The sequence below is a fragment of the Halomicrococcus pelagicus genome (assembly GCF_051917725.1).
Classification (GTDB): Archaea; Halobacteriota; Halobacteria; order Halobacteriales; family Haladaptataceae; genus Halomicrococcus.
In genome coordinates, this window is sequence record NZ_JBQBLX010000006.1 from 26,940 (window position 1) to 45,836 (window position 18,897).

At 58.2% G+C, this 18,897-nt stretch carries 13 protein-coding genes and 4 pseudogenes; 9 read left to right on the forward strand and 8 right to left on the reverse strand.

Annotation, left to right across the window (positions count from 1 at the left end; genetic code table 11):
- Positions 1-43: 43 nt before the first annotated feature.
- Positions 44-349 carry a MaoC/PaaZ C-terminal domain-containing protein gene (locus ACTF4R_RS16210; protein ID WP_440009309.1) on the reverse strand — a complete coding sequence of 102 codons (306 nt, stop codon included), beginning with the start codon at positions 347-349 and terminating at the stop codon, positions 44-46.
- On the opposite strand from ACTF4R_RS16210, the pseudogene ACTF4R_RS16215 reads away from it, so the two are divergent.
- The 4 genes and pseudogenes from ACTF4R_RS16215 to ACTF4R_RS16230 all read left to right on the forward strand — a co-directional run.
- Positions 347-673: pseudogene (locus ACTF4R_RS16215) on the forward strand (AMP-binding protein); the annotation flags it as partial. The gene ACTF4R_RS16210 and the pseudogene ACTF4R_RS16215 sit on opposite strands and share 3 nt — an antisense overlap.
- A 102-nt stretch (positions 674-775) precedes the next feature.
- A complete protein-coding gene (locus ACTF4R_RS16220; protein WP_440008894.1) occupies positions 776-1,921 on the forward strand; it encodes an acyl-CoA dehydrogenase family protein in 1,146 nt (381 codons plus the stop codon).
- Between the two features lie 2 nt (positions 1,922-1,923).
- Positions 1,924-2,769 (forward strand): alpha/beta fold hydrolase, encoded by an 846-nt coding sequence (locus ACTF4R_RS16225; protein ID WP_440008895.1) that lies wholly within the window; start codon positions 1,924-1,926, stop codon positions 2,767-2,769.
- Positions 2,770-2,777: 8 nt separating this feature from the next.
- A complete protein-coding gene (locus tag ACTF4R_RS16230; RefSeq protein ID WP_440008896.1) occupies positions 2,778-3,293 on the forward strand; it encodes a winged helix-turn-helix domain-containing protein in 516 nt (171 codons plus the stop codon).
- Here ACTF4R_RS16230 and ACTF4R_RS16235 read toward each other — a convergent pair.
- Together ACTF4R_RS16235 and ACTF4R_RS16240 are read right to left on the reverse strand one after the other, a co-directional pair.
- Complete coding sequence (locus ACTF4R_RS16235; RefSeq protein ID WP_440008897.1) at positions 3,290-5,242, reverse strand: 3-hydroxyacyl-CoA dehydrogenase/enoyl-CoA hydratase family protein; 1,953 nt, start codon at positions 5,240-5,242, stop codon at positions 3,290-3,292. The genes ACTF4R_RS16230 and ACTF4R_RS16235 overlap by 4 nt on opposite strands.
- A 248-nt stretch (positions 5,243-5,490) precedes the next feature.
- Positions 5,491-5,676: pseudogene (locus ACTF4R_RS16240) on the reverse strand (phosphotransferase family protein); the annotation flags it as partial.
- A 102-nt stretch (positions 5,677-5,778) separates the two neighbouring features.
- On the opposite strand from ACTF4R_RS16240, the gene ACTF4R_RS16245 reads away from it, so the two are divergent.
- Positions 5,779-6,993 (forward strand): acyl-CoA dehydrogenase family protein, encoded by a 1,215-nt coding sequence (locus tag ACTF4R_RS16245; protein WP_440008898.1) that lies wholly within the window; start codon positions 5,779-5,781, stop codon positions 6,991-6,993.
- A 1,129-nt stretch (positions 6,994-8,122) separates the two neighbouring features.
- Here ACTF4R_RS16245 and ACTF4R_RS16250 read toward each other — a convergent pair.
- From ACTF4R_RS16250 to ACTF4R_RS16265, 4 genes and pseudogenes are all read right to left on the reverse strand, one after another.
- The gene (locus ACTF4R_RS16250; RefSeq protein ID WP_440008899.1) at positions 8,123-9,382 is read right to left on the reverse strand and encodes an RNA-guided endonuclease TnpB family protein; all 1,260 of its coding nucleotides are present in this window, start codon (positions 9,380-9,382) and stop codon (positions 8,123-8,125) included.
- Positions 9,383-9,384: 2 nt separating this feature from the next.
- Positions 9,385-9,776: pseudogene (tnpA, locus tag ACTF4R_RS16255) on the reverse strand (IS200/IS605 family transposase).
- Positions 9,777-10,642: 866 nt separating this feature from the next.
- Positions 10,643-10,828: a hypothetical protein gene (locus ACTF4R_RS16260; RefSeq protein ID WP_440008900.1), complete on the reverse strand. Its 186-nt coding sequence runs from the start codon at positions 10,826-10,828 to the stop codon at positions 10,643-10,645.
- Positions 10,829-11,175: 347 nt separating this feature from the next.
- Positions 11,176-11,565, reverse strand: a complete 390-nt coding sequence (locus tag ACTF4R_RS16265) for a hypothetical protein (protein WP_440008901.1) — start codon at positions 11,563-11,565, stop codon at positions 11,176-11,178.
- 558 nt (positions 11,566-12,123) lie between these two features.
- On the opposite strand from ACTF4R_RS16265, the gene ACTF4R_RS16270 reads away from it, so the two are divergent.
- Complete coding sequence (locus tag ACTF4R_RS16270) at positions 12,124-12,495, forward strand: hypothetical protein (RefSeq protein ID WP_440008902.1); 372 nt, start codon at positions 12,124-12,126, stop codon at positions 12,493-12,495.
- Positions 12,496-12,840: 345 nt separating this feature from the next.
- Positions 12,841-13,983: a DUF1214 domain-containing protein gene (locus ACTF4R_RS16275; protein ID WP_440008903.1), complete on the forward strand. Its 1,143-nt coding sequence runs from the start codon at positions 12,841-12,843 to the stop codon at positions 13,981-13,983.
- 1,497 nt (positions 13,984-15,480) lie between these two features.
- Here the strand turns inward: ACTF4R_RS16275 and ACTF4R_RS16280 are convergent.
- Complete coding sequence (locus ACTF4R_RS16280; protein ID WP_440008904.1) at positions 15,481-16,101, reverse strand: glutathione S-transferase N-terminal domain-containing protein; 621 nt, start codon at positions 16,099-16,101, stop codon at positions 15,481-15,483.
- 310 nt (positions 16,102-16,411) lie between these two features.
- Between ACTF4R_RS16280 and ACTF4R_RS16285 the strand changes: the two genes are divergently transcribed.
- Both ACTF4R_RS16285 and ACTF4R_RS16290 read left to right on the forward strand, forming a co-directional pair.
- A complete protein-coding gene (locus ACTF4R_RS16285) occupies positions 16,412-17,689 on the forward strand; it encodes an LVIVD repeat-containing protein (protein ID WP_440008905.1) in 1,278 nt (425 codons plus the stop codon).
- Positions 17,690-18,067: 378 nt separating this feature from the next.
- Positions 18,068-18,733: pseudogene (locus ACTF4R_RS16290) on the forward strand (RNA-guided endonuclease InsQ/TnpB family protein); the annotation flags it as partial.
- Positions 18,734-18,897 lie beyond the last annotated feature (164 nt).

Sequence of the window (18,897 nt, forward strand, 5' to 3'; positions counted from 1 at the left end):
ATCGTGACGGAATGAGCGACGCGTCGCACGTCGGTCGACGGCGTCACCGGAAGAGCCGATAGGACGTGCGACCCACGGCTACTTCCGTCCGTTGTCCGTCGGGGTCTACTGTCCAGACGGTGACCGTGACGACGCCCATCGAATCGCCGGGGAATGCGCGAGCGGTGAATCGGGTTCGATAGGCTTCGAGCCGGGCGAGTCCGAACCACTCGCGGAGCAGGCGAGTGCCGACGCCCGCGCTGAACATCCCCTGTGCGAACACGCTTGGGTGGCCGACGTCGGTGGCGAACGGTTCGTCGTAGTGTATCGGGGTGAAGTCGCCGCTCGCGCCGGCGTACCGGACGAAGATGACCGACGACCCGGCAGCATCGGAAAACCGCTCGACGGCGTAGCGGCACGCATCGTCGACGACGAGTTCGTTGAGCGACCGCCGGTGGAGGAGGGACCGGTCGACGAGAAAGAGACGAACCTCGACGAGATAACGGGTGAACTGGTCATCGCGGGGCCGAACGTGATGCAAGGCTACTACGAGCGGCCGGAGGCGAACGCGGATGCGTTCACCGAGGCGGACGGCAAGCGCTGGTTCCACACCGGCGATATCGGGTACTACGACGAGGACGGCTTCTTCTACACTGTCGACCGCAAGAAGCACATGATCAACACCGCCGGCTACAGGTCCAGAAGTTCCGACTCGAAGACAGAGGCTGACGCCGGTATCTTAACTACGGTGAGGTTTTAGAGAAGATACTAAACATTGGAACCCTAAGTCAGGACTATGAGTTTCCAACTCTCAGAGGAACACCGAGCCATCCGGCAGGCGGTTCGCGAGTTCGGCGAGAAGGAGATAGAACCCGTCGCGCGCGAACACGACGAGGAGCACAAGTACCCGCACGACCTCGTCGAGAAGGCCGCCGAGTACGACTTCGTCGCTCCGAACATCCCCGTCGAGTACGGCGGTGCGGGGATGGAAACGCTCTCGTCGACGCTCGTCACCGAAGAGCTCTGGCGGGCCGACCCCGGTATCGGGAGCGCCATCGGCAGCCGCGGATTCGGGTCGAACATGATCCAGAAGTTCGGCGACGAGTGGATGAAAGAGGAGTGGCTCCCACGAATCGCGAACGGCGAGTCCGCGTGCTGTAGCTGCATCTCGGAGCCGGCTCACGGCTCGAACGTCGCCGGCATCGAGACGGTTGCGGAGACCGACGGCGACGAGTACGTGCTCAACGGCAACAAGATGTGGATCACGAACGGCACCGTCGCGGACGTCGCCGTCGTCATGGCGAAGACCGACCCCGACGCCGAACCGCCACACCGCGGCATCAGCGCCATCCTCGTCCCCACCGAGACGGACGGGTTCGAGTCCACGAAGATAGACAACAAGCTCGGCATCCACGCCTCCGACCTCGCCGAGATCGTCATCGACGACGTCCGCGTTCCCACGGAGAACATCATCGGCGAGGAGAACGAGGGTTTCTATCAGCTGATGGACTTCTTCGCGTCCGGCCGCGTGAGCGTCGCCGCCCAGGCGGTCGGGGCCGCACAGGCGGCGGTCGACGAGTCGGTCGAGTACGCGAACGAACGCGAGCAGGGCGGTCGCCTCATCAAGGACTATCAGGCCATCAGCCACAAAGTCGCCGAGATGGCGACGAACGTCGAAGCCGCCCGGTCGCTCACCTATCGCGCGGCGTCCCAGGTCGAGTCGGGCGACGACGAGATGGCCACCCGGTACGCGAGCATGGCAAAGCTATTCGCGTCCGAACACGCCGTCGACGTCGCGGACGAAGCCATCCAGGTGCACGGCGGCGCGGGATTCGTCACCGACCACCCCGTCGAGCGCTACTACCGCGACGCTCGCATCACGAAGATCTACGAGGGAACGAGCGAAATCCAGAAAAACATCATCGCCGACCGCCTGTTCTAACCATGAATCACGAAGAATGGACGGACCTTCAGGAGCGGGCGGACGTCACGGTGGACGGTCACGACCTCGAAGTCGCCTACCGGGAGCTAGGTGACCCGAGCAACCCGCCGGTCGTCTTCCTCCACGGCATCCCGACGTGGTCGTTCCTGTGGCGGGACGTTGCGGACGCCGTCGCCGAGGACCACCACGTCGTCGTCCCCGACCTCCTCGGGTACGGGAACTCGTCGAAACGCGACGGCTTCGACCGCTCCATCCGAGCCCAGGAGGCGATGCTGCGCGAACTGGCGGACGCCCTCGACCTCCGGCGTCCGCTCACCATCGTCGCCCACGACATCGGCGGCGGCGTCGCGCTTCGGTACGCCAGCCACGAACCGGACGCCGTCGACCGACTCGTCCTCTCGAACGTCGTCTGCTACGACTCGTGGCCGGTCGAGTTCATCTCGAATCTGGGCCTCCCGTCGACTGCCGAGGCGGATCGGGCAGAGATCGAGTCGAAGCTCGATTTCGCCTTCGGAGAGGGCCTGCACGGTGACGCGGACGACCACCGCGAGTTCGTCGACGGCATGAAGGCCCCCTGGCTGAGCGAGGACGGGCAGGTGTCGCTCGCGCGGTGTGCCGTCGCGACGAACACGAACCACACCATGGAACTGGAGTACGGCGCCATCACCGCGGACGTCACCTGCCTCTGGGGCGCCGACGACGTCCTCCAGCCGCTCTCGTACGCCGAGCGACTCGTCGAGGACGTGACCGGCGACGGCGAAATCGTCGAACTCGACGACGCCTACCACTGGGTCGTCGAGGATCGAACAGACCGATACTACACAGAATTAAAACAGTGTCTTTCGTAGAGTGGGCCATGACCGCAGAGGAACCCGACTGGGAGTTCAAGGAGCGAGACATCCTCATTCTGCAGGAACTGGCGCGCGACCCGCAGATCTCTTCCCGCAACCTCACGCAAGTTCTCGCAGAGAAGTACGACATCGACGTGTCGCACGTGACCGTCAGCGAATCCATCCGGGAGATGCGCGACGCGGGCGTCTTTCGGGAGGCCATCATCCCGAACGAGGCGTACTTCATCTTCGCGCTGTTCGAGTTCAAGTTCAATCCGGAACACTTCGCGGACGAGTGGCGGGACGCGATGGAGTACATTCGGAACGACGAGAACACGCTCCTGTACTTCCTCTCGGACGGCGAATACCAGTGGAAGTCCGTGATGATGTTCCCGAGCAGAGACGCCGAGTCGCAGTGGATTCACGAGTTCTACAAGGAACACGGGGCCGTCATCGACAACCTCCGGAACTCCGTGGTGACTAACGTGCTGAAGTTCGGCACGAACCCCGAACTGTTCGAGAACCTCCCCCAATCGGACTAGTTACCTTCGAACTCGGGGTCGCGGTCTTCACGGAACGCGGCCGTCCCTTCGCGAACGTCCTCTGTCCCCATGAGCAACCCGAAGCCCTGACTCTCCATCGCCAGACCGGCGTCGAGCGCCACCTCGCCACCCTCGTTCATGACCGTCTTCGCGACCTTCAGCGCGATGGGCGGCCCGGACACGAGGTCGTCGACGAACTCGGCGACGACGTCGTCGAACTCTTCCTCGGGGACACAGCGGTTGATGAGCCCCCACTCTTCGGCGCGCTCGGCGTCGATACGGTTACCGCGGAAGACGAGCTCTTTCGCCCGCGTCTCACCGAGCATCCTGAGGAGGCGCTGCGTTCCCCCACCGCCGGGGATGAGCCCCAGTCCGATCTCGGGCGACCCGAACTCGGAGCCTTCGGTAGCGAGGCGGAGGTCGCAGGCGAGCGCGAGTTCGAGTCCCGCCCCCAGACAGAAGCCGTCCACCTTCGCGAGCGTCGGGCGGTCGAACTCGTGCACCGTCTCGAACGCGGGCGTCACGTCCATGAAGTCGGTCGGCGTGGCGTCGGCGAAGCCGCCGATGTCGGCACCGGCACTGAACGCCCGGTCGCCCGCGCCCTCGAAGACCACGCAGCGGACGTCGTCGATGTCCACGTTCGAGAGCAGATGGTCGATCTCGCCGAGGAGGTCCTCCGAGAGCGCGTTCAGTCGTTCGGGGCGGTCGAGTTCGACGGTGAGAACGCCGTCGTCGAGGTCGTGGTTCAGGTACTGGTAGTCGCGAGTACCGTCTGTTTCGTACTCGTAGAACCCCTCACCGGCGTCGCGTCCGGTCGCCCCCGATTCGACGAGCGTGACGAGGTAGTCGGCGGGATCGAACCGGTCGGCACCTGTCTCCTCGTGCAGCGATTCGAGTTTTTCCAACACCGCGTCGAGCCCGATTTTGTCTGCGCGGCGACACGGTCCCTCGGGGAATCCGGCACCGAGACGCATTCCGGTGTCCACCGCGTCGGCGGTGGCGACGTCGTCGCCGATGAGCTTCGCCGCCTCGTTCGCCATCCGCGCCTCCACCTGGAGCGTGTCGAAGTCCTCGCCGTCCGCGGGGTCGTAGTCCGGGCCGTCGCCCTCCTCGTAGTCGTAGTAGCCGCGTCCGGTCTTCCGACCGAGGTCCTCGGCGTCGACCTTCTCCTGGAGAACCGGCGGAATGGGCCGTCCAGCCTCGTTCCGGACGTGATAGCCGACGTCGAGACCGGTCAGGTCGGCGAGTTCGAACGGACCCATCGGATAGCCGCGTCGGTGGACCATCGCGGCGTCCGCCTGCTGGATTGTGGCATTGCCGTTCGAGACCATCCAGGCGGGTTCGTCCATGAACGGGCCGAGCACGGAGTTCACGACGAATCCGTTCACGTCCTTCCGGACGTAGATCGGCGTCTTGTCGATCGCCTCGACGAACCTGTAGGCGGTCTCGGCGGTCGCGTCGGTCGTCTCTTCCCCGTAGATGACCTCGACGAGGTCCATCTTTACGGGCGGGTTGAAGAAGTGCATCCCGACGACTTGATCGGGCCGTTCGGTCGCCTCGGCGATTTGCGTGATGGAGAGCGACGACGTGTTCGACGCGAGCACCGCGTCCTCCGGTGTGAGTTCGTCGAGGTCGCCGAAGATGTCCCGCTTCAGGTCGAGTTGTTCGGGTGCAGCTTCGATGACGAGGTCCGCGTCGGACACTGCGTCCGCGAGGTCGACCGTCGTCTCGATGCGGTCGAGAACCGTCTCGGGCGACTCACCGAGTCGGTCCTTCTCAGCGAGTTTCTGGAGGCTCCACTCGATGCTCTCGTATCCGTCTTCGATGAACTCCTTTTCGACGTCGCGCATCGTGACCGAGTAACCGGCCATGGCGACGACTTCTGTGATACCGTGACCCATGTTTCCCGCGCCGAGCACGGCGACGTTCTCGATGTCGTTCACGTCCATATACTATCCCTTCGGCTCTCCCATCATTAATCCCCACTTTTTACATTACGCTGTTAGGAAATAGCCAAGAGCAGATAGCAATGGAAAATAATTCACCCAGTGTCTGAACCAATGGTCGTCAGGCGACGGGATGGCGCCGTACGAACATCGCAGTGTCCATCGAGAGCACGACCGTATCGTCGTCGTTCAGGGTCTCGACGTGCGACTGGACGAGCCCACGGGTTCGGTCGTCCTCCAGCGGACGTTTCCGGTGGTCGGCGAACGACCACTGTTCGGTCGCCCCACTCGACGATCAACGTCTCGTTGGAGTGGCCGGCGGTGTGACGTTCGACGTCGTACGTGTTTGCTGGTCCGAGTTCGTCCGTGAGAAACGCTTCGAGAGCATCCATGTCGACGAGTCGACGGAAGTACTCGTCTCGACCTGTCTCCGGCATACTCTCCCCCTTCGAGTTCATTGTACGAATATGTATAGATTGTGTTTAACGATAGTGTCGAGTCAGAGCTAGTCTTTTTACAATGTAGGGGCGATGTGTGGTATGGAGTATGACGACTCCGACCGGGCGCAAACGTTCGCCGCACGGACGCGCGAGTTCATCGACGACGTCGTGATTCCCGTCGAACGTGAAATGCTCGGCGATGGACCGGTCGACGACGACACGATTCAGGAGTTGCGAGACGCCGCACGCGAGGCCGGCGTCTACGCTCCGCATCTCCCGGAGGAGTACGGCGGCCAGGGGCTCAGTTACCGGGACATGCTTCCGGTGTTCGAAGCGGCCGGACGGAGCCTCCTCGGTCCACCGGCGGTTCGCGTCGACGCGCCTGACGAGGGCAACATGCATACGCTCGAACTCTTCGGGACCGACGAGCAGAAGGAAACGTGGCTCCGCCCACTCGTCGCCGGCGAGGCGCGGTCTGCGTTCTCGATGACGGAGCCGGCCCCGGGTGCGGGGTCGGATCCCAAGATGATTCGGACGACGGCCGAACGCGACGGCGACGAGTGGGTCATCGATGGTCACAAGTGGTGGACGACGCAGGGGAGCGAAGCGGACGTACTCATCGTGATGGCGCGAACGGATCCCGACGCACATCCCTACGAGGGCTGCTCACTCTTCCTCGTCCCCACAGACGCCTCGGGCGTCGAAGTCGTCCGAGACGTCCCCCACGTCGGCGGGGCCCTGACCGGTATCGGGCACGCCGAAATCAAATATAAGAACGTCCGCGTTCCCGAGGACGCACTTCTCGGACAGCTCAACGAAGGATTCACGCACGCACAACAACGACTCGGGCCGGCCCGTCTCACCCACTGCATGCGATACTCCGGGATGGCCGAGCGTGCCCTCGATATCGCCAAGGCCTACGTGAGCGAACGCGAGGCGTTCGGAACGCCACTTGCCGAGAAGCAATCGCTCCGCTTCACGGTCGCCGAAGCCGAGACGCGACTCCACGCAGCCCGGACGATGGTACGCCACGCCGCACACGAGATAGAGACCGGTGGCGAGGCTCGCATCCCCGTTTCCATGGCGAAGGTGTTCACTGCGAACGTCGTCCAGGATATCATCGACGACAGTCTCCAGCTCTGTGGTGGAAGTGGTATCAGCAAAGACCTCCCCATCGCCGATTTCTACGAGAACGTCCGCCAGTTCCGCATCGTCGACGGTGCCGACGAGGTCCACAAGCGAACCATCGCCCGCGATGCCTTCGACGATATCGATTCGAGCGAGATTGATACCCTTCCGAACTATGAGCGGTGATGGAAGTAAAGGAACAAGAGGTTTCGGAGTGTTCTCCCTCGCGAATACAGATATCTGTCGTGATTTGTCGAGGTGAAAAGAAGCGGATACGAGCAGTCGAAGACGACTGTCGCGTCTGCGGGACGGCTGTGTCAAGAGGGTTGAAGCCGGGTCCATACCTCCGTACACTGAGTGCAGAGGTAGCCAGTGTAGCCATCGATGGCGTGTGGTGTAACGGGCACTTCTCTATCACATCGACCACATCTCATCGTTGCTCTCCTGTTCGCTCGCCCTGAGTCGTGCTCCGATACGTTTTGTCGGTCGAATCGAAGCGGTCGGTGACACAGGGGTTCATACTCGTCGTCCAAGTCGTGTGCTGATTCGAGGAGCTCGACGGGCCCTCGCCAGCAGTCGTGACGCTGTAACCGTAGTGAATAGCATACTTTTGTTCCGGAGTTTAGTGGACGTAGTTCACGATGACTGTGAGAGAACCCAGCTCGGCGAAGAGACCTCCACCGCAAGGGAGAGTACTGCGACATTACAACACTGGAGCGAGAGTTCAAGGGGTAACTCACTATCTTGCTTGTACCAGTCCATCTCGACTTAAATTCTGACGAATGATAATGGTTGTGGCCTGTTACCACACAACCATACTTTCTACTGGATATGGAAAAACAATACGGAAATAGAGATTGAGACAAGAATTCTATCGGGGTCGGACGTCCCGCAATTTCGAGGTTCACCCCCGAATTTAATCACCACTATCTTTCTTCGAGGAGAGAATCCCGCCGTTCACGGCGGGGAGGATGTCACCTCACAGCACCCACAGGGACACAGCTTCCACCCCCGCGGCTACTGCAAACAACACTCGACTACTGGTGAATGCGGCTGTTTCTGCGGTGTTTCTGCGGATGAACGGGGGAGCGCGTCTGCGCTCCCCCATTATTATGACGTTGTAATCGGGCTTCGCAACTCCGTGACTACTGCCATTGTATGGCGTGAGTCTGATGAACGTCTGGCTAGCCGTGATAAGGTGGAACACGATACCGATACAGTAGTACGGTCGTCACATGATGACATCCTGGGTCGAGTACTAGTGACATCCTCCTCGCCGTAAACGGCGAGGCGTCCCACGCATGGGGAATACCAGTCAGTCGTCGCTGGCAGAGGGTTCCGACTCTCGGAATGCCGTGAGTGTCATCTGCGCTGGTACGCTCTTCTCACGGTGAGTCGTGGCGGTATCACTACCGCTCCCATCCCGTGGCGAGTCATCGCGTTCCGCCTTGTCAAGCGGGACGCTCTCTCCCCACGGGTCAATCCGTCGTGCGATATTCGCGGAAGCGTTGATGTCGGCCTGAAACGTCGAAACGTGGCAGTCGTCGTTCGGACACCGAAACTTGGCCTGCTCGTCACGCCGACCGATACGGTGGCACGAGTGGCACGTCTGCGAGGTGTACGCCGGATTCACGTACTCAACCGGGATGCCTGCTTCCGTCGCCTTGTCCTCGATGCGCCCTTGGAGTCGGGCGAACGCCCACGAGTGAAGGCGACGATTCATGTACTTCCCGTAGTCAAGACGTTCTCGGATGTACGTCAAGTCCTCCATCACCAACACCGGATTCTCGAACCGCTTGGCGTACTCGACGGCTTGCCGAGACGCCTTCTCTACGGTGTCGGTGAGCGCATTCTGGTAGTGTGAGAAGCGGTCTTCAATCCGCCACTCGGATGCGTCACGCTCTTGGAGTCGTTTCAGGGTCATGTGCATCTCTTTGCGGAGATGCTTCGCTCTGCTTCCGCTACACACGAACGGGTCAGTCGGAGAACAGTCCTTGAGGGCACAGCCCGTGATGAGGGCGGTTTCTCCGATGTCTAAGCCGATGTGCGTGGCGTCACCGTCTGTTTCTGGTTCTTCGACCGGGTACTCGACGGTGACGTGTAGTACCCAGTTCTTCCGGTGCTTCTGAAGCCGTATCTCGCCCGCTTTCGCGTCCTCCGATACGAGGTCGTGCCAGAGGTCTTCCTGTTCGGGGTTGATGCGGAGCGGTATCCAGAAGTTCGTTCCCCGACCGGGACGGGGAACCCACCACGTGAACTCGTAGTCGCGTTCTTCGGAGTGGTCGAACTTCGCGGCCTGGTTCGTGAGCCGTACCGGGTGGCCGTCGTCCAACTCCTTGGCGTTGTACGTCTTGCGGAGTTTCGGGACGTAGTTGCAGAGAGCGGCTTTGGCCTGATACGGCAGGTCGTAGGGCGTCACGATGTCGCTCACCGCCGACATGGTACTCGCCCCGGCGTCGAAGGCCTCTTGCAGACCGCCACGGTACGTTTCGAGCAGGTCGTTCAGTTTCGACTGCTTGTGCGCGGTGGGTGGTGCGAACGTCGCCTGCAACGTCTTCGTGACGGTCGTGGACATCGCTACTGCTCCTCCACGTACTTCATGAGTACGTCGATACTCACTTGGCCGGTGGTGGCGAGAAAGTACCCCGGTTGCCAGAACGCCTTGTCGAGCGCCTGCCGAACTTCGGGGTTCTCGTCACGGATTTTGCGAGACGTGACGCCTTTGAGCGAGTTGATGAACTTGGTGAGGTCGGTCGTTGGCTTCGCCGTGAACAGGATGTGAACGTGGTCGGAACCGCCGTTGACGTTCTGGATGTTCACGCCGAAGTCCTCGGAGATGTCGCTGGCAATCTCACCGACGCGTTCTGCGATTTCGTCGGTGAGGAGGTCTGTACGGTACTTCGTGACGGTCACGAAGTGATATTGAAGCGCGTAGACGTGTGCGACCCGGTTTCGAGGTTGTACTTCATTTGGCCGTACTAATTTCTAGATACCCAATTCTAATAAAGGCTTGTAGTCGTGGGGTATTCGGCCTGCAACCGACGGTGGAATGTGCGGAAGTTGTCGGCTTCACGCCCGCCCTAAAGGGCGGGATTCTCGCCTTGAAAAAAGATAGCGGGTCAGATATGCCTGACGAGAGTACGTTGGGTGACGGTGATTCAGCGTTCCGGGATTGATTCGGTGATGAACCACCACGTCCACGATGGCTCCATCCCGAGGAGGACTGTGACTCCCTCAGCACGCAGTTTCTACCAGCCATGAGGGAGGTCAATACCGGGCGTGATACATTCACGCTCTGGATTGTGCACCAGTCACCCGACCCTGTTCAGTTCGTGGTGCATATTGACCGAATAGTATTTAGTGGCAAACTCCAACCTATCACTATGGAAACTGTATTCTCAGTTATCGCTATACTGGTCGGTATCGGGTTGGCCTACTCGATCTTCCGATTAATCTGGGATGACGAGATGCCCAACTGGATTGGCTAAAACCACATCGGCATGGGACGTTACCGCACTCTCATGACCGACACGGATCGTGAGTATATTCCCGGTGAAGGCGACGCTACTGACCACCAGCGACAGCAGTCAGCCACGCGAGTCCGCAACCGAATTCAAGAGGAAATCCCGCAGGATATAGATGCTCGTGGGGCAGCAAGAGGCAGGGAATCAGCGGACAGTATCATCCACGACGAAAGCTGTGGGTTTACTCGCCCTGCATCAGTATGAACTGCCCTCGTTCAGCAGGAGAAGCGTTTCGATGGGGGAGAGTCGGTCGCTGGATGTATTTTAACTCTCAGCGATGAGGGTAGAGGGATTGGAGCAGGGTGGGCATCTTACGCAGTATCTTCTTTTCTTTCTATCGAAACAATATCGTATGTTTCATAGTAGTTTTCTCCGTCTTTCTCGATAATCATGACGAGCGATGAGGGGTACCCCAGATCGATATCGACAACGGTTCCGTCTATGGATTGTGGTCGAATGGGGTGTCTAGCAACGAGTTCTTCGCTGTCGTCAGTCATGGATGATTGCTGTACGGAATTTCCATCGTTCATTCCACAGGAAATACCAGAACAGTGTGGGTATAGTATGCTAAGTTAGTTTGTTGTCTCCCACATTGTTTACTGGCTCAGAAACGGTGTGAACGGTCGTCCAGAGGATGACTGACAGCGGTGGTTCGCGTTGGAGGCGGACAGTCCGATGTCTAGGCTGAAGTACGTCACCCCCTGGCAGAAAATCCGATAGGTTACCGACGCACTTGACGTCCCCCAGACGCTCAAGCCCGACTCCAATACCGAAATCTACAGGCAGAGCAGGGTGAGTGCCTCGGGGCTCGACCTCGAGACGGTTCACTGCCCTTGGCTCCGTGTCAATCGCTGACCTGCTTGTGACGTTCGGTACGGCGATGCTGCAGTCGCGCCCACAGGATACTCGTCATCTCCACTATAGCTGTCACGCCGATCCAGCTCCCAGCTGCTACCACGGTCACAAGGTATGCGTCAGTCGGATCATGGACATCGAGTGTCCGATGGAACCAGAACAAATTCGCAATCGCCGAGCCGTGGATTGCGTGCATCCGTTCGGCAGCGGCCGGTGCAAGTTCGTAGATTGGTGCGAGTTTGTATATATCCGGGATCAACGCCCATATTCCTCCAAGTAGAATGAGTGTCCGCTTGAATCGCACCCGAACAGGGAGCGGTGCCAACAAGATGGTCATCCCAGTTGCCCCCACCGCAAAATGCGCAAGTGCTAGTGACATTGATTTCCCTCCTTCGTTATCAGGACCCTTCAGTACGCGTCGAGTACCGCCCAGTCTCATTGATTCCAGTCGTAGTAGTTAGAGCCTCGTCTTGCTGTAAGCAGGAATCCCAGCCCTATAGGGCGGGCGAGGATGTCACCGTGACGAATGCTGATGGGACGGTCGTGTTGAAGAAGGAGTACTGAAAACCGCTCTTCTTCTGGTCTGTAGATGATTGGCGATGGCAGCTAGGATATTCGGACGCCAGGTAAGAACGTCAGCCAGCAGGCTTACGTCTGTTTTCTCGATCGACGCAAGGTGTGCTTCTCGGCAGGCCTGTTGAAACCTTCAGGCGGTGATAGAATCATTCAGGCGTGCTGCATACACCGCGCGTATCTTTCATCGTTCTAATCGATACGGCGAGAAATTCGTGAAAAGAAATTTATGTCTATACTACTTCAACTGCGATATATGTCCCCTGCCCCCATCTCTCGTCGCACCTTCCTCACTGGTTGTACGGCATCGATACTTCCACTCACAGGCTGTACCACCCTCCCATTCGTCGAGAATCGAATCGATATGACGATACTCAACCATCACACCGAATCGCGCCAATTATCCGTGACTGCCCTCCGAGCAAATGAGCGAGAGTACAGTGACGCGGTGGCGTTTTCACGGGCCTACGAGGTTCCCGCGGATACAGCCAACAGCAATGGTATCGTCGAGGAAACGGACTTCCTCCCGAGTGCTGCCTACATCATTCAAGTTGACCTCGAAGCGGGGTTCGCCGACCAATCGTTCCACTTCCGTTTCTATCCAGATTGTACGGGCGGGTCTGAGCCAGATGGTGATGGGCGCCCCGAAGACGCGTTTCTTCTCCAAATACAGCGGAACGGGACGAACGTCCTTTTCTCCCAGAACACATGTAGCGACGATAGTTGGAAACTGTAGTCACACTGCTGTATTCGAGTGCGCGTCGAAGTGGTCAATACATCCTCTATATTCAGCACGCCGTTTATGATAGGTGCTCGGTAACTGGGTGAGTCGCTGCAAGATAGAACGAGCGAATGAAGCAGGCTCGCAGTCTTGAAAAGAAGGGAGTTTTGGTTGCTCAGTGCCGAGAGAATCTATGTCGGATTCCGGCTAAAGAGGTCAGTCAACAGTTTTCACCGCTGTTATATAAGAAAATGATATTTTACTACCATCATCTATTTATGAGGGATTGTCGTACGAGAGTGGGAGTTGGGTGGGAGTAGGGCTGTTGGACACCGCGCCAGAGAAAAACAGGTACCAACCATGAGTAACGAGACACACGATACGTCAACTGACTTAGATTCCGAATCGATGCGGGCAACCCGTCGGTCCGCGCTTCGAGGGGTGGGTGTCGCGGGATTACTTGGAATGGGCGTCGGCAGCACCAACGCTTCTCAGGACTCTGGCTTCTTGGGGTTGAACGCCCAACAGACCCGACAACAGACTAACGAAAATAATGATGCAGTCCCAGTCACGTGGGACAACTACACGCGCGCAGAATCTGACACGTACTTCCAGAGCTACGTCGACTTGGGCGGGTTCGGAGAATTCTATCACCATCGAAATCTCATTCCTATCGACGAACAGAACGTCATCCAGATGAATCGCGACACGCTCTACTCGGCTGGTGTTTTCGACCTGACCGAGCCGGTCACCATCACGAAACCCGATACCGGTGACCGCTACCAGCTGATGATAGTCATCAATCAAGATCACTACGTGACGGAGTCATCCACCACCTCCGGCGAGTTCACGTTGACACAGGATGCAATCGGAACGCGGTACTGTATGGTCGTATTCCGCACCTTCCTCGACCCCGAGGATCCAGACGATGTCCAGGAAGCTCGACGAGCCCAAGACGAGATTGCAGCGAAACAGGATGCGTCGGTCACGACCTTCGAGATCCCCGATTGGGACCAGCAATCACTCAAACAAATCCGTGACGCACTCATCACAGTCGGAGAAACGATGGACAACACGCGGAACACGTACGGCGAAGCCGACGAGGTCAATCCCATCAAGCATCTCCTCGGCACCGCAATCGCATGGGGCGGAATGCCAGAGTCAGACACGCTATTCCTGTGGCGAACTCCCGAGCAGAACGACGGCGACACGCCATATACACTCACCGTTGACGACGTCCCCGTCGACGGGTTCTGGTCGGTCACCGTCTACAACCGTAACTGGTATCTTGAGGCGAACAAGTATGACGCATACTCGATCAACAACGTGACCGCAGAGCGAGCCGATGACGGCAGTGTCACGATTCACTTCGGCGGCGACCCTGACCAACTGAACTTTCTCTACACGCCAGAGGGCTGGAGCTACACGATTCGACTGTACGATCCGCGCGAGGCGATTCTCAACGGGAGTTACCAATTCCCCAAAGCTCAGCTGGTTGAGTAAGGCGAGCGCGGATGGCAGCCGCATTGACCGCTGCTGACTGCGTCGGTGCACTATCGACCGTCGGCTCGGCTGCCGTCTCGTATCGACAGGGCTACCTACAGGAACACGTCGATGGGGGCGTTTATATTTCTCAGATGAAGTTCAGAGGTTGGCATCGACATTGTTCGTGTCGACGTGGCCGTCAGCGTACACGAGCAACAGATGACGGAAGCCATCAACGTTGGCGTCGAACACGCCGTTGTCGGACTTCATCAGCAGTCCACAGTTGTCCCGTCGTTGGCGCTGTCACCCCAGTAGGTAAGCGAGCCACCCGATTCCTGAACAGCGGCAGGAGCAGTTTCCAAATCGTCGATGCAGGTCAGTTGGCCGACCATCTCGTGGTCGGATAGCGATTCATTCGCAGTGTTCGTAGGAGATTCGCTCCTGCTAGATACACACTCTGTCTCATCTGAAGGGCTGTTTGAGAAATGGGGGGTCAACAACTCTTTGTTCATAGACCGACTAACGGAACTATGGCCATTTCGGATCACATGGAGGAAGTGGAACCGACGATACTCATCGGACTCGGATTTATCCTTTTTCTCATTCCCGAGCCTGCGACGTCCACTCTCGGTATCGGCCTAATGTTACTAGGTATTGCATGGTGGCTTCAGTGGGCATAATTTATAGAATTGCCCACTGGTGGATGCGTACTTAGAAAACCGTCGGTTTCTGAGTCGAGTACCAAAAATTCACCATCCTGTATTCTATCTTAACGCAGTATCGAATACAAACTTATTTTAGACGTTATATTGTAGCGACTATATAGCCGTGAAAATATCGTTCTCGAAGACGACTCTCCTTGTCGGACTTGTCGCTCTGTGCCTACTCGCGACGGGAGTGACAGCCGCTCAGTCAGAATCGAAACCGCGGGACGAGAACCGATTATGAAAGTTCTCCCCCGTCGTCGAGCCGCCGAATCAGGTTCATAATCGGCCTGAACGCCCGCTAATTAGCTGTGAAGAGAGGGTGAACTGGCAGCTAGGAAACGGCCCCGGCGGGACGGTATATCGGCTTAATCCGCTGATATTGCGGGAGAGACGCGGTCTGCGGATGCCAGTGGTGACTGACGTCACGCACAGTGACTCGAATTATCCGGGATTCAATCTTCATAATCGGTTCTCGTCTGGCGATTACAGGAATAGAAACGCGCACTTCTGGGCGCACACACTGACAGCAAAACCACCAGACGTAGTCGCCCTCGCTTGTACAGAAATCCTCACCCAGCCACTCAGCAGTCTCACACCCCTACTCTCGTACCATACTCCGGTTTCGAATACACTCTACAGCCTTTCTTCCGGGCGTGAACGCCGATTATGAACTGTCGTCGAATGACGTGCAACGCAGAACAGCGCCGTTCGACGGCCGAGCGGTTGTAACGGTGGTCAGGAGTCCGGCTCCGTGTTCGATGCTGGTCGTACCAGACAGGAGCGAACGACGTGGCGGAGATTACAGCGGTCAGCAGTAGTGGTTGTCGAGATATTGGATGATATCGTCGCTTTCGTAGAGGACTTCGTCTCGCTTGGTGTCGACGAGGAGTGGAATCTGGTCTTGGCCGTGCGCTCTCAATTCGTCGTACCGCTGCTGGTTCAGTATTTGTCCATTCGTTAGGAGTGTCCCTGCTGTTCGCGGGTTGTGGATGGTGAGGCTCAATCCGTTCTGGGTACAGAACCGCCGCACAGCCTGACAATACGGGCATTTTTCGGCCTGATACAGTTCGAGGACGGCGTCATCCCCGGGTGTCTGGTCTGGTGCTGGCGTTGTGGTGTGGTGTCCTGCTAGCTGGCGTGCGCTACGGATAGCCGGCCGTCCTTTCGCTGCCGTGAACGTAACGAGCGCGAGTCCGCCGACATAGTACAGGTTCGTCGAGAGCAGTGCCTGTGGGTCTCCCAGTAAGCCACTTACGGTTACTAGTCCGCCAATGAACAGTAGAAGTTCTGTGGCAATCTTCTCGGCCATCATCGTCGTGCTGGCACGGACCATCGTCGTAGTGGATAGGACATGCCGGGACCTCTTCTGCTTTGTCAATACAATTAACTTCCCAACCGGGATAGCCGCTTCCCATCGGTCGCCAGCCATCATCCGACCGCTGGACTGAGTGATCGTGATGGTTACCCTGAACTGAATTCGCCAAGTCCAGATTGTTCGTGGTCAGTGGCACGGAGCTTGCGGATTCATTTCACGGTAAAGCCGTGGGGGTTTCTCCTGCATTTCGTATAACCACCTGCTAGGACGTTCTGTAGCTTTCAATTTAGCTGCTCTCATGGTCATCCCGCCGTCGACGTCGCGCTTAGCCGCCCTATGTATGAGTAATTATGAATATTGCATTTAATAATATTTACTTAATTAAATACTAATACTACTACCCATTAATTAATAGTGGGGAACAATGAGCGAACTTACCCGACGAAACGCACTGAAAATCATCGGATCGACTACGCTGACAGCCACCGGCCTGACGAACGTTGCTAGCGCTCACCATCCCAAGGACGGAAGCAGTGGTGGTACAGATACAACCTCCGGCAAGATGCGACTGTTCAGCGAAGCAGCCGTTGACGGAGCACACGAAGCCGTCGCCCAAGGGGGATATGCCTACGTTGCCACGGTCACCGGGATGGCCGTCGTCGACTGGCGGAATCCGCGTCACCCCGAAGAAGCCGCACGTCTCGAGGCCTCTAATCCGGCCGGTGGTATCTTGGACGTGAAGGTCGATGGCGACCTCGCCAGTCTCGCAAGCAACGCGGGACCGGGAATCACACTCGTCGACATTAGCGATCCGCACAACCCGACCGAAATTGGATTCTACGACGTCGGACACGGGATCCACAATAACTTCCTCACTGGACAGCACGCCTACCTCACGGTCAACGAATCCGGCAAGACTCCGTTCAGCAAAGCACGCTGTGAGATCGTCGACGTAAGCAACCCCAGCAATCCGACCAAAGTCGGCGAGTATCGTCTCAAAGACCACTTCCCCGACTATGCGATGGCGGGCGTCAATCCGTGTCACGACGTCTACGTCCAGAATGGCCTGCTCTATCAGGCGTTCTGGGATGCCGGAACGATCATCGCCGACGTAAGCGATCCGAGTAATCCGACGACCGTCTCGCAATTCGGCGCAGCACCGAACGCTGACAGGCCGTATCCGAGTGATTCCCGTTTAGAGCGATACCTCACGCGTCCCGGCAATTCACATTACGTGCAGCCTTCGCCAGACGGTCAGTACGTCTATCAAGGCGCAGAGACATTCCCTAGCGACTTCGTCGACAATCCGGACAACGACGACTACGGCGGTATCAAAGTCTTCGACGTTTCGGACTACGAGAACCCACGGCAGGTCGCACGCATTTCACCGCCGGATGTGGACGCGTTCCGGACGTCCCACAACTTCGATGTCACGGAGAACAGAATCCACACCTCGTGGTATAATGGCGGTGTCGCCATTTTCGACGTCACCGATCCAGCGAATCCCGCACAACTCGGCCACTACGCCAGCGAAGACACATCATTCTGGACGGCGGTGCGAGAGCGTGGGTTTACGATAGGCAGCGACATCGGTGGCGGACTCGTGTTCCTGCACACGGACAACGGGGAACTGGGTTCACCCTCGTTCAGCGGAACGGGTCGTCCCGAGAATCCCGGTCTCGGGGAGTCTGACGGGGCGTAATTGTCACTGATACGGCGGATTACGTTCCGTCGCGCTCGCTCGGGGTCGAAGCAGGCTGGAGTCAACCAGTACTGATGTACGGCCCATTTATTCCTGTTCGAAAGCAATATACTGTCCAGGGTGCACGTCGTTCTCTGCTTTCAGGGATTGAGCCACTGCTGAGCGCGACGGTCTGACTGCGTCGAACGGTTCTGATTCCTGTATGCGATGACCCCACGTTAGAATATACTAACTCAAGAATCATATCTTCTACTCGGAACCGCTCACGCTCGGGATACTGATTCTCGCGGTCGTGTCGCTGTTCTTCCCGTTCGTGCAGGCGTGGCGGCAACGAAGCGTAGAATCTACCTGACGGCTCGGCCGCGGAAGACCGCTCTCCTCTTCGTCCGCCTCGGCGTGAACAACCTCGCCGTCACGAGTACGGGCACGTTCTGGACGGGCGACGAGTTCGACCACTGGCGTAGAGAATACCAGAAACGCCGTGGGTCGCTCCAACAATGCGGGACGCGATGGGCGCACGAGAACATTCAATCTGTGGGGCGAAAAGAAGACGGTCGGTTCAAACTGATGCTTCACCGTATCAGCAACGAACTCGTTGCTGAAGCCCGTGAGAACGGATGTTCAGTCATCGCATTCGAGGACTTGACCGACATCCGTGATCGGACTGGGGCATCGTGGGGCCACAAGTGGGCGTTCGACCGCTTGTACGAGTACGTCGAGTACAAGGCCGAAGAACACGGCATTGTGGTCGAGCAGATCGACCCCGAAAACACGAGTCGGCGGTGCTCACACTGCGGGTTTACGCACCCCGACAACCGCGAGGACGAAGCATTCGAATGCCTGAAGTGTGGCTACGAGAATCACGCGGATTACAACGCTGCGAAGAACATTGGTTTGCGGTATCTCCGTCGCAACCAGACTGGGGGCGGCGGAGGCGCACCCTTGGGCGTGCGCTTGAACAGCGGGATGATGACCGTGAACGGTGGCTACTCTCCTGCCGAGGAATCGGCCAGAACGGGAGTCCACGCTGAATCCCACGGCTGAAGCCGTGGGTAGCTCAAAGTGAGTACCGGTGGGTTTGTCCACGCCGAACGAACCTTCCGAGTGAGGGAGACGAAGAGACAGAGGCACGCTCCACTGTTGCTTTAGGAATCTACATACCGGACAGAAAGAGCACACGACCGACCAGCCTGCGCTACACTATTGAG